17 protein-coding genes are annotated in these 19,262 nt (G+C 61.5%); 4 read left to right on the top strand and 13 right to left on the bottom strand.

Going from position 1 to position 19,262, the window contains the following annotated elements:
- Positions 1-91 precede the first annotated feature (91 nt).
- Positions 92-394: a flagellar biosynthesis anti-sigma factor FlgM gene (flgM, locus tag GJA_RS05730; RefSeq protein WP_038489748.1), complete on the top strand. Its 303-nt coding sequence runs from the start codon at positions 92-94 to the stop codon at positions 392-394.
- Between the two features lie 11 nt (positions 395-405).
- The gene (locus GJA_RS05725) at positions 406-873 is read left to right on the top strand and encodes a flagella synthesis protein FlgN (protein ID WP_038489746.1); all 468 of its coding nucleotides are present in this window, start codon (positions 406-408) and stop codon (positions 871-873) included.
- Positions 874-939: 66 nt separating this feature from the next.
- Here the strand turns inward: GJA_RS05725 and motD are convergent, their stop codons facing one another.
- The 9 genes from motD to GJA_RS05680 form a co-directional block, all read right to left on the bottom strand.
- Positions 940-1,719, bottom strand: coding sequence for a flagellar motor protein MotD (gene motD / locus GJA_RS05720; RefSeq protein ID WP_038498842.1), 780 nt, complete (start codon positions 1,717-1,719; stop codon positions 940-942).
- A 5-nt stretch (positions 1,720-1,724) separates the two neighbouring features.
- Complete coding sequence (locus GJA_RS05715) at positions 1,725-2,471, bottom strand: flagellar motor protein (RefSeq protein WP_038489743.1); 747 nt, start codon at positions 2,469-2,471, stop codon at positions 1,725-1,727.
- The gene (locus GJA_RS05710; RefSeq protein WP_038489740.1) at positions 2,453-3,184 is read right to left on the bottom strand and encodes an RNA polymerase sigma factor FliA; all 732 of its coding nucleotides are present in this window, start codon (positions 3,182-3,184) and stop codon (positions 2,453-2,455) included. Before GJA_RS05710 ends, GJA_RS05715 begins: the two co-directional genes overlap by 19 nt.
- Positions 3,185-3,201: 17 nt before the next feature.
- The gene (locus tag GJA_RS05705; RefSeq protein WP_038489737.1) at positions 3,202-4,050 is read right to left on the bottom strand and encodes a MinD/ParA family ATP-binding protein; all 849 of its coding nucleotides are present in this window, start codon (positions 4,048-4,050) and stop codon (positions 3,202-3,204) included.
- Entirely contained in the window at positions 4,043-5,335 is a 1,293-nt protein-coding gene (flhF, locus tag GJA_RS05700) for a flagellar biosynthesis GTPase FlhF (RefSeq protein WP_038489736.1), read from the bottom strand. The genes GJA_RS05705 and flhF overlap by 8 nt, the downstream gene beginning before the upstream one ends.
- A gap of 311 nt (positions 5,336-5,646) precedes the next feature.
- Positions 5,647-7,746 carry a flagellar biosynthesis protein FlhA gene (gene flhA, locus GJA_RS05695; RefSeq protein WP_038489732.1) on the bottom strand — a complete coding sequence of 700 codons (2,100 nt, stop codon included), beginning with the start codon at positions 7,744-7,746 and terminating at the stop codon, positions 5,647-5,649.
- Positions 7,743-8,933 (bottom strand): flagellar biosynthesis protein FlhB, encoded by a 1,191-nt coding sequence (gene flhB / locus GJA_RS05690; RefSeq protein ID WP_038489730.1) that lies wholly within the window; start codon positions 8,931-8,933, stop codon positions 7,743-7,745. The genes flhA and flhB overlap by 4 nt, the downstream gene beginning before the upstream one ends.
- A gap of 136 nt (positions 8,934-9,069) precedes the next feature.
- Positions 9,070-10,068, bottom strand: a complete 999-nt coding sequence (locus GJA_RS05685) for a fumarylacetoacetate hydrolase family protein (RefSeq protein ID WP_038489727.1) — start codon at positions 10,066-10,068, stop codon at positions 9,070-9,072.
- A gap of 115 nt (positions 10,069-10,183) precedes the next feature.
- Positions 10,184-10,900 carry a pseudouridine synthase gene (locus GJA_RS05680; protein WP_038489724.1) on the bottom strand — a complete coding sequence of 239 codons (717 nt, stop codon included), beginning with the start codon at positions 10,898-10,900 and terminating at the stop codon, positions 10,184-10,186.
- A 261-nt stretch (positions 10,901-11,161) separates the two neighbouring features.
- On the opposite strand from GJA_RS05680, the gene GJA_RS05675 reads away from it, so the two are divergent.
- Positions 11,162-11,524, top strand: coding sequence for a hypothetical protein (locus tag GJA_RS05675; protein ID WP_038489720.1), 363 nt, complete (start codon positions 11,162-11,164; stop codon positions 11,522-11,524).
- Positions 11,525-11,987: 463 nt separating this feature from the next.
- Here GJA_RS05675 and GJA_RS05670 read toward each other — a convergent pair whose 3' ends face one another.
- The 4 genes from GJA_RS05670 to GJA_RS05655 are packed head-to-tail and all read right to left on the bottom strand — an operon-like array spanning position 11,988 to position 15,155.
- Entirely contained in the window at positions 11,988-13,007 is a 1,020-nt protein-coding gene (locus tag GJA_RS05670; RefSeq protein ID WP_038489717.1) for a S49 family peptidase, read from the bottom strand.
- A gap of 54 nt (positions 13,008-13,061) precedes the next feature.
- On the bottom strand, positions 13,062-13,451 hold the full coding sequence (locus GJA_RS05665) for a Rieske (2Fe-2S) protein (RefSeq protein WP_422567904.1): 390 nt from the start codon (positions 13,449-13,451) through the stop codon (positions 13,062-13,064).
- The gene (locus GJA_RS05660; protein WP_038489713.1) at positions 13,448-14,107 is read right to left on the bottom strand and encodes an HAD-IIIA family hydrolase; all 660 of its coding nucleotides are present in this window, start codon (positions 14,105-14,107) and stop codon (positions 13,448-13,450) included. The genes GJA_RS05665 and GJA_RS05660 overlap by 4 nt, the downstream gene beginning before the upstream one ends.
- 40 nt (positions 14,108-14,147) lie before the next feature.
- Positions 14,148-15,155 (bottom strand): RluA family pseudouridine synthase, encoded by a 1,008-nt coding sequence (locus tag GJA_RS05655; RefSeq protein ID WP_038489710.1) that lies wholly within the window; start codon positions 15,153-15,155, stop codon positions 14,148-14,150.
- 738 nt (positions 15,156-15,893) lie between these two features.
- Here GJA_RS05655 and GJA_RS05650 point away from each other — a divergent pair.
- A complete protein-coding gene (locus GJA_RS05650) occupies positions 15,894-19,112 on the top strand; it encodes an Rne/Rng family ribonuclease (RefSeq protein ID WP_038489708.1) in 3,219 nt (1,072 codons plus the stop codon).
- Positions 19,113-19,262 lie beyond the last annotated feature (150 nt).

Raw genomic sequence — 19,262 nt, 5'->3', positions numbered from 1 at the left:
TTGCGTGAGATTTGGCTAAAGTTTGCCCGAAACCCGCCGATAAAGACACATGTCCCGGAGTTTCTGACTCCGACCAAACGAGGATGATGCTGTGAAAATTACCGATACCATTAAGAGCAATCCCGGCTTGCCGGTGGCGCAACCCTCGACTTCGGGCGCGCGCGGCGCCGACAAGGCCAGCGTTAATCCGAGTTCGTCCGATAGCGTCCGCCTGTCCCAGCAAGGACAGGCATTAGCGGCCAGTGGAGTGAACGGCAGCGCCGTGTTCGACACGAAAAAGGTGGAGCGCATCAAGCTCGCCATCGCTGACGGTCAATTCCAGGTCAATTCCGAAAAAGTTGCGGACGGTCTGCTGGATACAGTCAAAGACTTGCTGCACTCACGAAATAGATAGATAGGACAATCATGCAATCCATCACCCCGATCACCAGTTTGCACGAAGAACAGCAGTTGATGAGTTCCCTGCTCGAACTGATGCAGCAGGAACAGCAATTTTTGCTGGCTGCGGCGATCGAGGAATTGACGGAAGTAACCGCCCGCAAGAGCAGCCTGGTCGGGCAATTATCGGTGCTGGCCAGCCGCCGCCACGCGGCCCTGGCGGGCGCCGGTTATCCGGCCCAGGAAGACAGCATGGATGCCTGGCTGGTCGCCCACGGCGACAGCGACGCGCAAGCCGCCTGGTCGGCGCTGCTGGAACTGACCCGCAGCGCCAAGGAAACCAACCGCCTGAACGGCATGCTGGTCAACAAACACCTGGTCCACACCCAGGGCGCGCTGAACACCATGCACCCGGCCGCGCAGAGCGGCAATTTCTACGGCCCCAGCGGCCAGACCACCACCAACAATACCAGCCGCCGCGTCGTGATCGGCTGATCCAGCTGCGTCATCTCGATTGACATCGTCAGCGCCCGTGATGGGGCGCTGTTGGCGTTGTTGCGCTTACTTCGGCAATGGCGCCGGCGCCGCAGTCGGCACTTCGGTCACGGTATCCGGCAACGCGGACAGGATGGTCACGGCGACGCGCCGGTTGCGCGCGCGGCCTTCGGGGCTATCGTTCGGCGCCACCGGCACATTGGCGCCATGGCCGACCGCCGTCAGACGCGACGCGTCGACGCCGCTGTCGATGAACAGCCGCACCACGGCGCTGGCGCGCACCGCCGACAATTCCCAGTTCGACGGGAACAGCGCATTGCTGATCGGCTGGTTGTCGGTATGCCCTTCCACCTGCACCGCGTGCGGGTCGTCCTTCAGCAGCACCGCCACGGCGCGCAAGGCCTGGTCGGATTCGGCCGTCAGGCGCGCATCGCCCGGATCGAACAGCACGCTGGCATTGATTTCGACGCTGACGCCACGGCTGTTCTGGGTCACCCGCACCTTGCCCTCCTTCACCAGCGGAGCCAGCGTCGACAGCAAATCCTGCGCCAGCCGGGTCATGTGTTCGCGTTCGCGGCGCAGCGCCTCGGCGCGCCGCTTGAGCGCCGGATTCGGCAGCGGGATCGCCTGCGGCGCCTGCATCATCACCGGCGGCGCCCCCTTTTCCAGGCCGAAGGCGTCGCCGATGGCGTTTGAAAAGACCTGGTATTTGCCTTCGTTGACGGATGAAATCGCATACATGACGACAAAGAAGGCGAACAGCAGCGTGATGAAGTCGGCATACGAAATCAGCCAGCGGTCATGGTTGTCCGGGTCTTCGTCGTACTTCCTGCGCGCGCGCCGCATCATGGTCAGTGCTCGTGCAGCAGGCTGGAAACGCGCTCTTCGATGATGCGCGTGTGGTCGCCGCTGGCGATGTCGTACATCACGGCGGCGGTGATTTCATACTCGTGGACCGAGCGCGAGACGATCGCCTTGAGCTTGTTGGCGATCGGCAGGAACAGCAGGTTGGCCAGGCCGACGCCGTAAATCGTCGACACGAAGGCCACCGCGATGCCGCCGCCCAGCTTGGACGGGTCGGTCAGGTTCTCCATCACATGGATCAGGCCCAGCACGGCGCCGAGAATGCCGATGGTCGGCGAATAACCGGCCGCCGACTCCCAGATCTTGACGGCCTGGCGCTCGGCCAGTTCATAGGCGGTGATTTCGACGTCGAGCAGCTGGCGCAGCTTGTCCGGCGCGATGCCGTCGACGATCATGCGCAAGCCCTTGGCGTTAAAACGGTCCTTGGTCGCCTCCATGTGGAGCTCCAGCGCCAGCGGGCCGTCGCGCCGCGCGGTCAGGCTCCACAGGCCGATCTGGCGCGCCAGGTTGGCGCGGCCGTCGGCCGGCGGCGCGAATACCCAGCGCAGCATCTGGAAGCCGCGCAGGAAGGTCGGCAAGCGGGTTTGCAGCAGTACCGCGCCGAAGGTGCCGATCACCACGATGGCGAACGCGGCCGGCTGCAGCAGCGACGCCATCTTGCCGCCCTCGAGCGCCTGGCCGACCAGCAGCCCGGCCAGCGCCAGCAGCAGCCCGACTACACTCGCCCAGTCCACGCCTGCTCCCTTAACGATGCGCGCAGGCGCGCCACGGCCTGGGTATGGAGTTGCGACACGCGCGATTCGGACACGCCCATCACCGCCCCGATTTCCTTCAAGTTCAATTCTTCTTCGTAGTACAAGCCCATGAGTATCTTTTCTCGCGGCGGCAGCGCGTCGATCGCGTCGATCACGGATTGCCGGAAGTCTGTGTCGAGCAGCGAGCGCAGCGGATCGCTGTCCTCGTCGACGCAATGGCGGTCCAGGAAACTGTCATTGCCGTCCGGGTCGTGGAAATCCTCGTAGTAGACCAGTTGGTGGCCGCCGCCCTCGCCCAGCATTTCCTGGTAATCGGCCAGCGGCATCTTGAGCAGCCTGGCCACTTCCGACTCGGTCGGCGGATGGCCGAGACGCTGCTGCAAGGTGCTCATCGCTTCTTCGATCTTGCGCATGTTCTGGCGCATGCTGCGCGGCAGCCAGTCGCTGGTGCGCAATTCGTCCAGCATCGCGCCGCGGATGCGCAGCACCGCATAGGTTTCAAACTGCGCGCCGTGGGTTTCCTCGTAGCGGTTGATCGCGTCGAGCAAACCGATCATGCCGGCCTGCACCAGGTCGTCGACCTCCACCGAGGGTGGCAATTTCGCCTTCATATGGTGCGCGAGACGCTTGACCAACGGGATGTGCTCCGTCAGCAAATGATCCTTGTCCGCTTTCCCTTTAACCGTATACATAGGCTACTTATGATTTGTTATGCACTAAAATGGTTGCCGCCCCCTGTGCTGTACAGAGATGCGCCGAGCGACGGCGCCGCCGAGCGGGCAAAACGCCCCGCCAATTCCCGAAACGCCACCGATGCCCCTGCCAGCGGAAACGCATCGACCACCGCGCGGCCCAGCCGCGCCGCCCGGTGCAGGTATTCATCGGCCGGCACCGAGCCCATCGACGTCAATTTTACCGCCAGGTAACGGCTTGCCGCTTGCGCCATGTTATCGTATACCACCTTTGCCTCGGTTTCGGAAGCCCCGGTGACAAGAATTCCAAAAGGACGCCGTCCCAATTCCTGGTTCAATCGCTTGATCAGGCAGTAGGCCGCCTTGATCGAGGTGGCGCTGTTCGACACCTGCACCACGATTTCGGAGCTGGCCATGACCGGCACCGGAAAGCTGTCGCCATCGAATTGACCGTCGACGATGACGATGCCGGTCTGCTTGGCCAGCACGTCGAACGCCTTGGCCAGGCGCCGCACTTCATCGCTGCCGGCGCGCAGCGGCAAACCCTGTTGCGCCCCCATCGACACCAATCCGAAACCCTGCGGCACCTGGTGGATCACCTGGTTCAGCGCGCATTCCTGGCGCGCCACGTCGCGCAGGCTGGCCGCGTCGCACAGGCCGAGCCGGGTCGCGATGCCATCCTGGCCGGTGGCGGCGTCGACCAGCAGCACGTCGTTGCCGGAACGGGCCAGCGACGCGCTCAGGTTGACCAGCATGGCGCCCTTGTCGTCTTGCGGCGTGGCCGATAAAAAAGTGACGATGCGCGGCTGCGGCCCCGCCAGCATGCGGCGCAAGCCTTCTGCCTGGTCGAAATCGAAATTAGCCAAGGTGCACCTCGCGCTGGCCGAAGTCGTTGCGCGACGCTTGTGCGGCGGCCATCAGCAGCGGCAGTTCGGCGTCCGAGAATTGGCTGGCGGCGCTGTCGCGCTTGAGCTTGAAGGCGCGGTCGATCAGGTAGCCACGGTCGGCCAGGTGCAGGTCTTCCGGCACGCGCTGGCCGTTCGACACATAAAACAAATTCAGTTTCTGGCGGATGATCACGTCCAGTACATTGCCGATCGACGCCGCCTCATCGAGCTTGGTCATGATGCAGCCGGCCAGCCCGCTGCCCTGGTAGGCGCGCACCACTTCGTTCAGGGTTTCCTGGGTCGAGGTGGCGTTCAGGCACAGCAGGCGCTTGACGTCAGCGCCGGCGCCGGACAGCATCGCCACCTGTTCGGTGACCATCTGGTCGCGCTGGCTGACGCCGACCGTATCGATCAGCACGGTATGCTTGTTCTTTAATTCCTTCAGCGCGATGCGCAAGTCGGCCTCGTCCTTGACCGCATGCACCATCACGCCGAGGATCTTGCCGTAGATGCGCAATTGTTCATGCGCGCCGATACGGTAGGCGTCGGTGGTGATCAGGGCCAGCTTTTCCGGACCGTGGCGCATCACGCAGCGCGCCGCCAGCTTGGCGGTGCTGGTGGTCTTGCCGACGCCGGTCGGACCGACCAGCGCAAACACACCGCCCTGCTGCAGCATGGCGTCTTCATCGGCCATGGTCGCCAGGTTACGGCTGAGTACGGTTTTGACCCAGCGCATGCTGTGCGCGGCGTCCAAGCCGGCCGGCAATTTATCGATCAGGTAGCGCGCCAGGCTGGCCGAAAAACCGGCCGCCAGCATTTCGCGCAGCACCACGGCTTTTTGCGGTTCGCGCTGCTGCGTCGACCCCCACGAAATTTCGGCCAGCTGGGTTTCCATCATGCCGCGCATGGCGCGGATTTCGCTCATCATGCCGCTCATTTCAACGGCCGCGCTTTCCTTGGCCTGGGCGATCGCGCTGGCCATCATTTGCTGCATGCGCGCCATGTCGATGCTATCGGTACGGGCCGGCGCCGCGGGGGAGCGCGGCGCGGCGTACTGGGCGTGTAATTGCGCACGCGGCTGGGCCAGCTCGGAAGCAGCCGCCGGCGACGCCAGCGACGCCGCGTCTTCATTGGCCAGCGCCAGGATTTCGACCACGCCATCGGCCTGGCGGTTGGACAGGATCACCGCATCCGGCCCCAATGCCTCGCGCACCTTGCGCAGCGCTTCGCGCGAAGTCGGCGCGGTAAATTTTTTCACATTCATGGCCGGCCTCCCGCTACTGGGGTGGCGCGCGCTTGCGTAATTACGGCATGGATAGGTGTGGCCATCGTCAACTCCTGTTACTTGAGCGTCGCATCTGACAAATGAGATACTGATCACTCCAACAGTTCAATTATTGACGATGCATAGGGGAAACGATCGAAGGAACAGGCCGGGAAAGTCCCCGTATTTCAGTTTTGCCACGGAGAATGGCGTTTTATTACGGATTAACCGGTCTGGAGCAACGCAAAATAACAAAAGGCGCCGCGGTACAGCCGGCGCCCTTGGTGCAGCAATCAAGCGTCAGGCAACAATCATTGCGCCCCGACCAGGCTGGTCACGCGGATGGTCTTGGTTTCAGGAATTTCGGCATGCGACAGCACCTTCAATTGCGGCAACGCGCGGCGCAGGAAGCGCGACAGCAGCGCGCGCAGCGGGCCGGGCACCAGCAGCACCGGCGTCAAGCCCAGCGCTTCCTGTTGCTGCGCCGCCTGGCCAGCTTGCTGGGCGATGGTGTCGGCCAGGCCCGGCTCGATGCCGGCGCCATCCGGTCCGGTCGACCCCAGCGCTTGCATCAGCAAACGTTCCAGGCGGTTGTCCAGCGTCATCACCGACAATTCGGACGAACCCGGGAACAATTGCTGGACGATCGCGCGGCCCAGTGCAATCCGCACCAGCCCCGTCAATTCGTTCGGGTCCTGGGTGTGGGGGGTATATTCGGCCAGGGTTTCGATGATGGTGCGCATATCGCGGATGTGCACGCCTTCGATCAACAGGTTTTGCAATACTTTTTGCAGCGTCGACAGCGACACCATTTTCGGCACCAGGTCTTCCACCAGTTTCGGCGCATCCTTGCCCAGGTGATCCAGCAGCGACTGCACTTCTGCGCGCCCCAGCAATTCCGAGGCGTGCGAAGTGATCAAGTGGTTCAAATGGGTCGCCACCACGGTGCCGGCGTCGACCACCGTGTAGCCCATCGACTGGGCCTGGTCGCGCAAGCTCGATTCGATCCAGGTCGCCGGCAGGCCGAACGCCGGATCGCTGGTCGCCATGCCCGGCAAGGTACCGCTGGCCATGCCCGGATTGATGGCCAGGAACTGACCGTTGAACGCTTCGCCGGTACCCACTTCGACGCCCTTGAGCGTGATGCGGTAGGCCGACGGTTTTAATTCCAGGTTGTCGCGGATATGCACCGGCGGCGCCAGGAAGCCGACTTCCTGGGCGAATTTCTTGCGGATGCCCTTGATACGTTTCAACAATTCGCCGCCCTGGGTCTTGTCGACCAGCGGGATCAAACGGTAGCCGACTTCCAGGCCCAAGGTATCGACCGGCAAGATATCTTGCCAACTGGCTTCTTCCTGCTCCGGCGCGGCCAGCGCTTGCGGCACTTCCGGCTCGCTGGCCGCGACCTCGGCTTTCTGGGCGGCACGCTGGGTGATCAGGTAAGCCGAGCCGATCAGCAAGCCGGCCAGCAACAGGAACACCAGGTTCGGCATGCCTGGTATCAAGCCCATGCCGCCGATGATGGCGCCGGTAATGTACAGCACTTGCGGCTTGGCAAACAACTGGCGCACCAGCTGGGTGCCGATGTCTTGTTCGCTGGCGACGCGCGACACGACGATACCGGCGGCGGTCGAAATGATCAGCGAGGGAATTTGCGCCACCAGGCCATCGCCGATGGCCAGCAAGGTGTAGTTTTTCAGCGCATCGGCAAACCCCATGTCGTGCTGCACCAGGCCGACGACGAGGCCGCCGACGATATTGATGACGGTCACCATGATGCCGGCCACCGCGTCGCCGCGCACGTATTTGCTGGCGCCGTCCATCGCGCCGTAGAATTCGGCTTCCTGCGCCACTTCGGTACGGCGCCGGCGCGCTTCGTCTTCGACGATCAGGCCGGCGTTCAAGTCGGCGTCGATCGCCATCTGCTTGCCCGGCATCGCATCGAGCGCAAAACGGGCGCCCACTTCGGCGATACGGCCGGCGCCCTTGGTGACGACGGTAAAGTTAATGATGGTCAAAATAATGAACACCACGATACCGACCGTGTAGTTACCGCCGATCAAGAAGTGGCCGAACGCTTCAATCACTTTACCGGCCGCGTCGGCGCCGGTATGGCCCTCGGTCAGCACCACCCGGGTCGACGCCACGTTCAGCGACAGGCGCAACATGGTCGACACCAGCAAGATCGTCGGGAACGCCATGAAGTCGAGCGGCTTGACGGTGTACAGGCTGGTCAGCAGCACGATGATCGACAGCGCGATATTGAAGCTGAAGAAAATATCCAGCACAAACGCCGGCAACGGCAACACCATCATCGACAGCAGCATGACGATCAGGATAGGCGCGGCCACGCCCTTGCTGGCGGTGCCGCTCATGCCGCTCAGCCAGGCCGGCATTCTCAGGCTGTTCATGGTGTTGCTCCGTTATTCGTATCTGGTTTAGCTTGCAAATTAATCTGCGACGCCGGGTGATGCGGGTCGAGTTCCGGCGGCACTTCGAGCCTGGTCGGCCGTTCCGGACGCTCGCCGTCGCCCTTGCTGAACGAGCGCAGCTGGAACACATAGGCCAGCACCTCGGCCACCGCCGCGTACAGCGCTTCCGGGATTTCATCGCCGATTTCGGTATGCTTGTGCAGCGCGCGGGCCAGTGCCGGCGCTTCCAGGATCGCCACCTTGTGCTCCTTGGCCAGTTCGCGGATGCGCGCCGCGACTTCGTCGGAGCCCTTGGCCACCACTTGCGGCGCGCCGCGGCTGTTCTCGCCATATTTCAGCGCCACCGCATAGTGGGTCGGGTTGGTCACCACCACGTCGGCGGTCGGCACCGCGGCCATCATGCGGCGGCGCGACATTTCATGTTGCAACTGGCGGATCTTGGCCTTGATTTGCGGATTGCCGTCCGATTCCTTGGCTTCCTGCTTCACTTCCTGCAAGGTCATCTTCATCTTGTTGGCGTAATGCCACATCTGGTACGGGCCGTCGATCGCCGCGATCAAGCCCAGCGCGCCGACGATCACCAGGAACGTCGTGGCCAGCAAGCTCAGCAAATGGCCGCTGCCGGAGCGCAAGGATTCGACCGACAAGGCCATCACCGCGTCTTTTTGATGGCGCATCACCAGCCACGCCACCAGGCCGACCACGGTGGCCTTGGCGACCGCTTTCAGCAACTCCACCAAGGCATTGCTGGACACCATATTGCCCAGGCCGCGGATCGGATTGAGCTTGCCGAACTTCGGCGTGAATGCTTTCGAGCTGAACAGCCAGCCGCCGACCAGCAGCGGCGACGCCAGCGCCACCACCATGATGACCACCGCGTACGGCAAGCAGGTCAGCAACACCGACGTGATATCGCGTGCGATGCGGGCTATCATCACACTGCTGTTAAACACCTGTTCATGGTCCAGCGTCAAGCCGGACACCATCACGGCCGTCAGCCGGCGCACCACGCTGCCGCCGGCAAACCACAGCACGCAACCGGCCGCCATCAACACGGTAAAAGTGGCGACCTCGCGCGACCGCGGAACGTCGCCTTCCTCGCGCGCCTGCTCAATACGCTTGGCTGACGCGGGTTCGGTCTTTTCTGCGTCGCTGTCTTGCGCCATCGATTACTCCGGTTGACTGATCACCGCGCCGGCATGGGCGCAGTACTGATGGGGCATTATTAACGATGGCCGGCCATCGCCATCGCCGGAACAGGCGCGGAATTCCGCATGTGTTCCATTTTGCCTACAAGAAATCTCAACGGGATTTACGCGCTTCGCTCTGCTTCACCGTTTGTTCGATCGCGCCAAACAGCGATTTGCCGTTTTCATCCAGCATCTCGATGCGAATGGTGTCGCCAAACAACATGTAGGGGGTGCCGGCAATACCGTCGGCGGCCAGTTCCAGGGCGCGTTTTTCAAGGATGCACGCATGGCCGCGCTTGATTTCCTTGTTCGACACCGGCCCGGCGCCGACGATGCTGCCGGCGCGCAGATTGCGGGTCTGGCACAGGTGGGCCAGCAATTGCGGAAAATTGAAGGCCATGTCGGCGCCGGCCTGCGGCTGGCCGGCCAGCTTGCCGTTCAAGGTGGAGCGCAGCGGCAAATGCACTTTGCCGCCCTTCCAGGCGTCACCCAGCTCGTCCGGCGTGATGGCCACCGGCGCATAGCTGGCTGCCGGGCGCGACTGGATAAAACCGTAGCCCTTGGCCAGTTCGTCCGGCGCCAGGTTGCGCAGCGCCACGTCATTGACCAGCATCACCAGCCTGATTTGCTGGTGCGCCTGGTCCGGCGTCGCCCCCATGGCGACGTCGTCGGTGATGACGGCCAGGCCGGCGTCGAAGTCGATGCCCCATTGCTCGTAAGCGAGCAGGATATCGTCGCGCGGCCCCTGCAAATCATCGCCGGCGCCCTGATAGATGCGCGGCTCGTCGCGCCAGTTGTCCGGCGCCGCGCTCCGGTCGGCTTTATGCAGCCGCTCGGCCAGGCTGGGATACGCGGCGCCGGCGGCGCGCAAATACGTGCGCGGCAACGGCGCCATGCAATTGGCCGGGTCGAAGTCGAAGCTGCGGTGGCCGCGCCCGCTATTCAAGGCCTGGTACAGCAAATCGAGTTGCGGCGCGATAAACGCCCAATCGTTCAACGCCGCTTGCAGCGTCGGCGCGATGCCGTCGGCCAGATGGGCGGTTTTCAAGTCGCGCGCGACCACGGCCAACTGGCCGTCGCGGGTGCCGTCTTTCAGTGTTGCGAGTTTCATCGGGAAGCAGGATCAGGAAAGAGCCAAATCGGGAAAGAACGGGAAACCCGGCCGCACCTCGCGCGCCACCGGGTTTCCTCTTGATAGTAAATCACGAATAGTGCATGACGGCCGCTCAGGCCGGCGCCAGCAAGGCCAGCTGCGCCGCATCCAGGTAACACCACTCGCCTTCGGCCAGGCCCAGCGATTCCAGCGTCAGAGTCCCGATCGCCGAGCGGTGCAAGGCGCTGCAATGGTTGCCGGCGGCGGCCAGCATGCGCTTGACCTGGTGGTATTTGCCTTGTTCCAGCACGATTTCCAGTTGATGCTCGCCGCGCTTTTCGCACACCAGCGCCGCCAGCGGCGCCGGTTCGTCATGCAATTGCACGCCAGCCAGCAATTGCGCGATCAATTCCTCGCTCACCGGTTCTTGCGTGGTGGCCTGGTAAATCTTCGGCACATGGCGCTTCGGCGACGACTGGGCGTGGATGAACGGGCCGTCGTCGGAAATGAGCAACATGCCGGTGGTGTCATGGTCGAGCCGGCCGACCGGCTGCACTTCGCGCCACGTGAATTGCTCAGGCAGCAAAGTCAGCACGCCCGGGTGGTGGCTGGGCTTGCGCGAGCATTCAAAATTGGCCGGTTTGTACAGCGCGATATACACATGTTCGCGGTACACCCACTCTTCGTCGAAGATATGCAGCACCAGGCCATCGGTGTCGACAGTGGTACGGTAATTGGTCTGGGTCACGCCGGCGATGCTCACTTCGCCGTCGTCGATGAGGGATCGGCAATACTTGCGGGTGCCAAAACCCTGCGATTGCAGGATGCGGTCTAAGGATAATTTACTCATGGCGAGACTTTAACAGAAGCAACCGGCAGCGTGAAGGCAGGCCGGGCGGCCAGCGCTGGCCGTCGCGCGATTCGCAGCCTATATCTACATCAAAACATCAAAATATTTTAAGCATATGCAGCTATTTAATTTGAGATAAATCAAGCGTTCAAAATTTTCGTGTTGATACACTGAAACTTCGTTAGGAATCGGCCTAACGGGCTTAGGAATAGTTAAGGTAGTCAGCAGGCATGTCATGTTGGAGTTTCACAAGGATACCCCATGAAACAATTCAAAAAAAACCAGTTGGACAAGACCAGACAAGAAATACGCGTGCAGATGGCAAAAGAGCAGGCAGCCATGCACAGCGTTAATTTAGCGGTCGCCCGCTGGAGTGCCGGAGCTTGCAAGATGGATAGCCCGCCCTCTTCGGCGCAGGCTTGCTGGCATGAACATGTCCAGAACAGCTTCATCGAATGGCTGTCGAACGGTGGTTTTTCCCAAGCGCCACTGAAACAAGCCCAGCAAGCGGGCCAGCCGGAACGCGGCAGCGCGGCCCAACAGCCGCCTGGCGTCAAGAAACACGGCAAGACGGGTCATGCCGCCGGCAAAGCGCTCGTTAAAGGCCATACCTGTACCGCTTGACTAAGAGCCTATCCCAGTAGTGAGCGTCGTCTGCTGGCAGCGCATCGGGAGCGCGGAGCACGCGTGAGGAGCAAGCGTGGCGGGCCACGCGACGACGATCAACGCAGTCCCCGTTCCTGAGGAGCGCCAGAAGAGGGCGTATTCATCTACTGGGATAGGTTCTTAGCAGGGGTGCGTCCCAAGGGTGCGTTTACGGATGCAAACGGTGCGCCACATGAAAACGACGGCACGAGGCCGCCGTTTTCAAGCCTCGTTCGAGGCCCGTGTGAGGAATCGAAATTCACTCTAATCCGCATCAGCGATGCGGGGAGTAGTTCCATGCTGATACATCAAGTTTATGCTGACAACTAAATAATGATTTATATCGGCCCCCTTGAAAAGAACTACAAGACCAATATAGACCACGAGGCCGGTTTTTCAAGAAAAATCGAACTTTTTCAGCACCTCGCGGCCAGCACAGACCTTAACGCAAGCTCGGCTTGCTGACGTTTTGCAGCGCCGCCTTCATCGCGCCCGCTCCCATCGCCGCACCGAATTTCTTCAGCACCCGCTCCGGCAAACCTTCATGCTGGGTGTAATCGACGATATCTTCCGCCTTGACGACATCGCGCGCCACGCTGTCGACCGTGCCGAAATCGTCGGCCAGGCCCATTTCGACCGCCTTGGCGCCGGTCCAGAACAGGCCCGAAAAGGTGTCCGGGGTTTCTTTCAAGCGCTTGCCGCGCCCTGCCCGCACCACGTCGATAAATTGCTGGTGGATTTCGTTGAGCATGCCTTGCGCATACGCCTTGTGTTTTTCGGTCAACGGGCTGAACGGGTCCATGAAGCCCTTGTTTTCGCCGGCCGTCAGCAAGCGGCGCTCGACGCCGACCTTTTCCATGATGCCGGTAAAACCGAAACCATCCATCAACACGCCGATCGAACCGACCACGCTGGCCTTGTTAACATAAATCTTGTCGGCCGCGGCGGCGATGTAATAGCCGCCGGAAGCGCACATTTCATCGACCACCACATACAGCGGCTTGTCGGGATAGCCTTTACGCAAACGCAGCATTTCATCGACGATCATGCCGGCTTGCACCGGACTGCCGCCCGGGCTATTGATGTGCAACACCACCGCCACCGAACCGCTATCGGAAAACGCCTTGTCCAGCGCCGGAATCACCACCGCCGCCGAACCACTGCCTTCCGATTCGATAGCCCCGTCGATATCGATCAGCGCCGTGTGCCGGCCCAGCGTTTCGCTATCGTCCGAATTGTTATAGTCGTAATATACCCACAGCGCAAACAACACGATCAGCAAGCTGATCACCTTGAAGAAGATGCCCCAGCGGCGATGCGCGCGCTGTTCTTGCAAAGTCGCAAATACCAGCTTTTCCAGTACTTCACGCTCCCAGTTGCCGCCCGCAGCAGTCCCTGCGGCGGCGGAAATCTGCTCGGTGCTCAAGCCGCCGGTAGCGTCGTTATTCGTGTTATCGCTCATATTTCGCTTCAGTTAAGATCAATTTGCCGCACGATGTAGTCACTGACAGCCAAATCAGGCGTGCGCCGGCCTGACATATTCATCCGGTTGCCAATATACGGACTGTTCGCGCTCGACCAGGACGATCGGCAACAAGCGGCCGCCCTTGCAAGGACCGCCGGCACACAAACCGCTGTCCGGCACATAGACCGCGCCATGGGTGGAACACATCAGGTACAGGCCGCTCGACTCGAAAAACTCGCCCTCGGCCCAATCCAGTTCGATCGGAATATGGGCGCATCGGTTCAAATAGCCGTACACCTTGCCATCGTAGCGCACCACGAAGCCGGTGGTATTTTCGCCGCCGGCCGACACCGGGAAGCGCACACCCTTGCCGCCGTCCAATAGCGCATCGGCGGCGCAAATCAGGATTTCTTCGTTGTCCATCACTTCGTCCGGCATCATGCGTGATCGTTGAGCCATTGGTGCAGTTCAGCCACCGAAGCCGCCGAAAAGATCGGCTGGCAAACGTCCAGCTGCTCAACCGGATGGGCGCCGTACTGTACCGCGATGCCGGACGCGCCGGCATTATTGGCCATCATCAAATCGTGGCTGGTATCGCCTATCATCACGGTACGCTTCATGTCTTGCCCCAGCTCGCGTGTCAATTCCTGCAACATCGCGGGATGCGGCTTGGAAAAGGTTTCATCGGCACAGCGGGTGGCATCGAACATCGACAATAGTTTGAGCGCATTCAGCGAACGGTTCAAGCCGACCCGGCTCTTGCCGGTCGCCACCGCCAGGAAATAACCATTGTGCGACAATTCCTGCAGCATGTCCGTCACGCCGGGGAACAAGGTCAACTCGTGGTCGCGCGACAAATAATGATGGCGATAGCGCTCCGCCATGCGCAGCACGGTTTTCTGGTCGGCGCCCGGCAGCACGCGTTGCATCGCTTCTTGCAAACCCAGTCCGATCACATGGGCCGCCGCATGATCGGCTGGAATCGCCAGACCCAGGTCCCTGGCCGACGCCTGGATACATTTCACGATCGTTGAGGTGCTATCCATCAACGTTCCATCCCAATCGAAAACGATCAGATCAAATTGCTTTCTTGCCATGTATCCCGGCGTCCAGGCACCGGCTCCTTGAGTGATGTTTTTAGCGTGGCGCAACAGCCAGCGGTTTGCCCAAGCTTACCAAGAAACGCTCGCATTCGGCGGCCAATGGCGCGTTCAAGGTCACATTTTTGCCTGTTTCAGGGTGGCTGAACGTAATTTGATGGGCATGCAAGAACATGCGTTTGAGCGCGCCACGCGTCTCGTCGGCTTTCAACAAGGCGCGATTTAACGCAAAATCGCCGTATTTATCGTCACCTGCGATCGCGAAGCCGGACGAAGACAGATGCACGCGAATTTGATGGGTGCGTCCGGTTTTCAGCTCGGCTTCCAGCAAGGCAAAATTATTATATTTACGCAACAAGCTGAATACCGTGTGCGACGGCAAGCCATCGGCTTGCACCGCCACCCGCCGTTCGCCATCGGCCGTCGTATATTTATGCAGCGGCAGCTTGATATGCTGGCGCGCGTTTTTCCAGTCGCCCGCCACCAGTACCAGATAGCGCTTGTCGGTCACGCCGTCGCGCATTTGCTCGTGCAGGCTGGTCAGCGCGGAGCGCTTCTTGGCCAATAACAAGAGGCCGGACGTATCGCGGTCGAGCCGGTGCACCAGCTCCAGGAACTTGGCGTCCGGCCGCGACGCGCGCAATTGCTCGATCACGCCGAACGATACGCCGGACCCGCCATGCACGGCGACACCGGCCGGCTTGTCGATGACCAGCAAGTGGGCGTCTTCGAAAATCACCTTGAACTCGGCGGCCGGCGCCGAAGGGCCGGTCTTTTCGGCCACCCGCACCGGCGGAATCCGCACCACATCGCCTTCGGCCAGCCGGTACAACTGGTCGATGCGGCCCTTGTTAACGCGCACCTCGCCAGACCGCAAAATGCGGTAAATGTGGCTTTTCGGCACTCCTTTACAGATACGCAACAAGTAGTTGTCGATACGCTGGCCAGCTTCCTCTTCAGCGATGGTAAGGAATTGGGCTTGCGGTTGAACCAGCCGGCTATCCGGGGGTGTTGAAGGGGGAACAACATCATTTTGCATCTTCATTTACTCTGTCTTCCCAGAAAATCTCTCTAAGTCCTTCATTTTGAATATATAATTGTTTTTGCTGCGGCCCTGGCTGCTGCTGGTGTAACAATAAAAGCACATTTTACACAGGGGCGTGTCCACCGGCCTCGCCAAATTGCAAATTCGGTGGAAAAATGTGTACGCAGCACCCCTGCGCTTATCAAGGTTGCACCGTTGTTGTAATCGGATAAGGCGTGAGGATGTTGAATTAGAATGTTTTGGATTGTAAGGATAAGTACCCGTCAGCAGGTTTTATAAAAGCATGCTTGCGGGTTGATGAAGTTGATAACGCTTGCCGTTTTCGCCAAACCCCATGTAGTAAGCCTATATATTGAGGGTTGCCGATGAAAGGCCGAGGCAGTGACTCTTCCAGACCTGGAAATAATAATTCCACCAGGCGCGGCACAGTCAAAGGTCTCGGCATCGCTACCCCGGTATGTGAGCCTGGCTACGATTTGGCTCTGAATTTTTGCGCGCCGCCTGCATTCTCTGCCCCCGACAACGTCGGGCTGCATCAGATGAGTTGCAGGCGCTGTCTGCACTCGGCATGACGATCGGCATCATTTGCGCCCTGTTGCGGCCGCAGCGCCCCGCGTTGTTGCTCCGCACGCCCCGGCATACCCACCCCAACCATTCCAGTTCTCGCGTATGTCCCTGTACTTCGCCGTTTCCACGGGAACGGCATAGAGATGGCCCTAGGCCGCGGAGTTAATAAAAATGAAACGCATGTTGTTTAATGCTACACAGCAAGAAGAGCTGCGCGTAGCCATTGTCGACGGTCAGAAACTGATCGACATCGATATCGAGACCGCCGGGCGCGAACAGCGCAAGTCCAACATCTACAAAGGCGTGATCACCCGCATCGAACCGTCGCTGGAAGCCTGCTTCGTCAGCTACGGCGAAGACCGCCACGGTTTCCTGCCGTTCAAGGAAGTCGCCCGTACTTACTTCCGCGAAGGCGTCGATGTGCGCAATGCGTCCGTCAAGGAAGCGCTGCGCGAAGGCCAGGAAATCATGGTCCAGGTCGAGAAGGAAGAACGCGGCAACAAGGGTGCGGCGCTGACCTCGTTTGTTTCGCTGGCCGGCCGCTACCTGGTCCTGATGCCGAACAATCCGCGCGGCGGCGGCGTATCGCGCCGCGTCGAAGGCGAAGAACGCCAGGAATTGCGCGAAACCATGGATAAACTGGACTTGCCTGCTGGCATGTCCGTGATTGCCCGCACCGCCGGCATCGGCCGCAACGTCGATGAATTGCAGTGGGACTTGAATTACCTGATGCAACTGTGGCGCGCCATCGAAGGCGCCGGCAAATCGGCATCGGGCGCCTTCCTGATCTATCAGGAATCGTCGCTGGTGATACGCGCGATCCGCGATTACTTCCAGCCTGACATCGGCGAAATCCTGATCGATACCGACGATATCTACGAACAGGCGCACCAGTTCATGAGCCACGTGATGCCCGACATGGTGCACCGCGTAAAACGCTACAGCGACGACGTGCCGCTGTTTTCGCGCTTCCAGATCGAACACCAGATCGAAACCGCGTATTCGCGCACCGTGCCATTGCCTTCCGGCGGCGCGATCGTCATCGACCACACCGAAGCGCTGGTGTCGGTCGACGTCAACTCGGCCCGCGCCACCCGCGGTTCGGACATCGAAACCACCGCCTTCAACACCAACTGCGAAGCCGCCGAAGAAGTTGCCCGCCAATTGCGCTTGCGCGACCTGGGCGGCTTGATCGTGATCGACTTCATCGACATGGAAGTGGCGAAGAACCAGCGCGAAGTCGAACAGCGCCTGAAAGACGCGCTGCACCATGACCGCGCCCGCGTCCAGATGGGCAAGATTTCGCGCTTCGGCCTGATGGAATTGTCGCGCCAGCGCCTGCGTCCGTCGCTGTCCGAAGGCAGCCACGTGACGTGCCCGCGCTGCTCCGGCACCGGCCATATCCGCGATACCGAATCGTCCGCCCTGCAAGTGCTGCGCATCATCCAGGAAGAGGCGATGAAGGAAAATTCGGCCACCATCCATGTGCAGGTGCCGGTCGATGTCGGCGCCTTCCTGCTCAACGAAAAGCGCGGCGAAGTGCTGAAGATCGAGAACCGCCACCGCATCGCCGTGATCCTGATCCCGAACAAGCATCTGGAAACCCCGCATTACAAGCTGGAACGCATCAAGCACGACGATCCGCGCCTCGAAGAAAGCCAGGCCAGCTACAACCTGGCCGAGCACGCCGAAACCGACATGGCGTACAGCAAGCGTCAAAAAGAAGAAACCAAGCCGCGCCAGGAAGCCATGGTCAAGACCATCACCCCTGACCAGCCTGCGCCTCTGGTGGAACGCAAACCGGCTGAAGCGGCCAAGCCGGCGCCAGCCGCCGCGCCAGCACCGCAAGGCTTGCTCGCCAAAATCATCAGCTTCTTCACCGGCAAACCTGAACCGGTGGCAGCGCCTGTCGTGCCGGCGGCGCCAGTCAAACCGGCCGGCAACGACCGTGGCGGCGACCGCAACAGCCGTGGCCCACGCGGCCGCAACAACCGCAACGGCAAACCGGGCCGCGAAGAACGCGAACCTGGCCAGGGCCGGCCGGCCGCGGCTGAAGAAGCAGGCAAGGAAAACGAGACCAGCGACAAGGCAGCCCGTCCGCCACGTCCGCCGCGTCCGCCACGCGAAGCGCGTGAAGTGCGCGAGCCGGTCGAAGGCCAGGCGCCACGCGAGCGTGGTGAACGTCCAGAACGCGCGGAACGCGGCGAGCGTCCGCCACGTCCGCCACGCGAACCGCGTGCCGACAAAGCCCCTGCGCTGGAAAGCAAAGTGGAAGAATTGGCAGTGGCCAGCCTGGTAACGGCAGCTGTTGCCGCACCAGTCAGCCACCCAGCCGCCGATGCTGAAGCGCCGGCCACCAGCTTGCTGAAAGCCGCGCCGAATGCCGGCCCTGAAGGTGAAGAAGCGGAAGTGGAAGGCGAAGAACCGCGCCGCCGCCGCCGCCGTGGCGGCCGCAACCGCAATCGCCGCGACCGTGAAACCGGCGAGTTGATCGAAGGTTCCGCAGCAGAAGGCGAAGGCCAGGAACATGCACCGGCAATCAGCTTCACGGTGGCCCCGGCTAGCGAAGCGGCAGCGGTTGTGGCGGCGGAAGCCAGCGCCGTTGCCGTCGCTGAAGTTGCTGCTGCGCCAGTGGCGCAAGTCGCCGCTGCGGTAGTTGTTGACGCTGTTATTAGCGCCGCAATCGCCGAAGTTGCCGCGCCTGCCGCCGCTGCCGTGACTGAAGTCAGTCCTGCGGTGGCCGAAGTGGCCGCGCCAGTGTTGGCCGAAGTCGCGCCGCTTGCTGAAACCGTTGCTGCTGTCGTTGCAGAGCCTGTTGTTGCCGTGCCAGCCACGCCGGAATCGGCGCCTGTCGCGGAATACAGCTTTGCCGCGAAAGAAGAACAGCCGGCCGCAGTTGCTCCGGTTGAGCCAGCCGCGCTTGAAGTTGCCCCGGCAACGCCAGTTGAAGCGGCAGCCGACGTCGTGACGGCTCCGCTCGCGGCGCCAGCTCCAGCCTCGGCGCCAGTGGTTGCCGAAGCAGCGCCAGTCACGCTTGAAGTCGCTCCTGCTCCAGTAGTCGCCGCGGCGCCAATCGTTGCTCCTGCTGCCGTAGCCGAGCCGGTGGTTGAAGCTGCTGTGGCGGCGGCGCCGGCCGCGGCCCCGATAGCGGCTGCAGTGCCCGAAGTTATCCCTGCGCCAGCCGCTGCAGCGCCAGCGCTGCCGGTCGACTTGAACGCGGTACTGGGTTCGGCCGGCCTGACGCTGGCGGCAACCGATCCGGAAAAACTGCGCGCGGCACGCGAAGCGGCAGCGAAATCGGTGGCGCCAGTGCGCAAACCGCGCGAACGCAAGCCTTTGCCGCCGCAAAACGATGAGCCGTTAATCCAGGTTAACACTCAACGCCAGTAAGCCACCCGGGCTTTGGCCCGCTCGCGTGGCATGTCACTGGAATATCAAGGGGGAAGCCGAGTGCTTCCCCTTTTTTCATCCTCCCCTCCGGAATGAGCACTCCGGCCAGCCCGGAATACACCGCCGCCTGTGGCTTTCGCGGCCGCGTGC

This window comes from Janthinobacterium agaricidamnosum NBRC 102515 = DSM 9628, assembly GCF_000723165.1.
In the GTDB taxonomy this organism is placed as follows: Bacteria; Pseudomonadota; Gammaproteobacteria; order Burkholderiales; family Burkholderiaceae_D; genus Janthinobacterium; species Janthinobacterium agaricidamnosum.
This window is presented reverse-complemented; position numbering and strand designations above follow the sequence as displayed.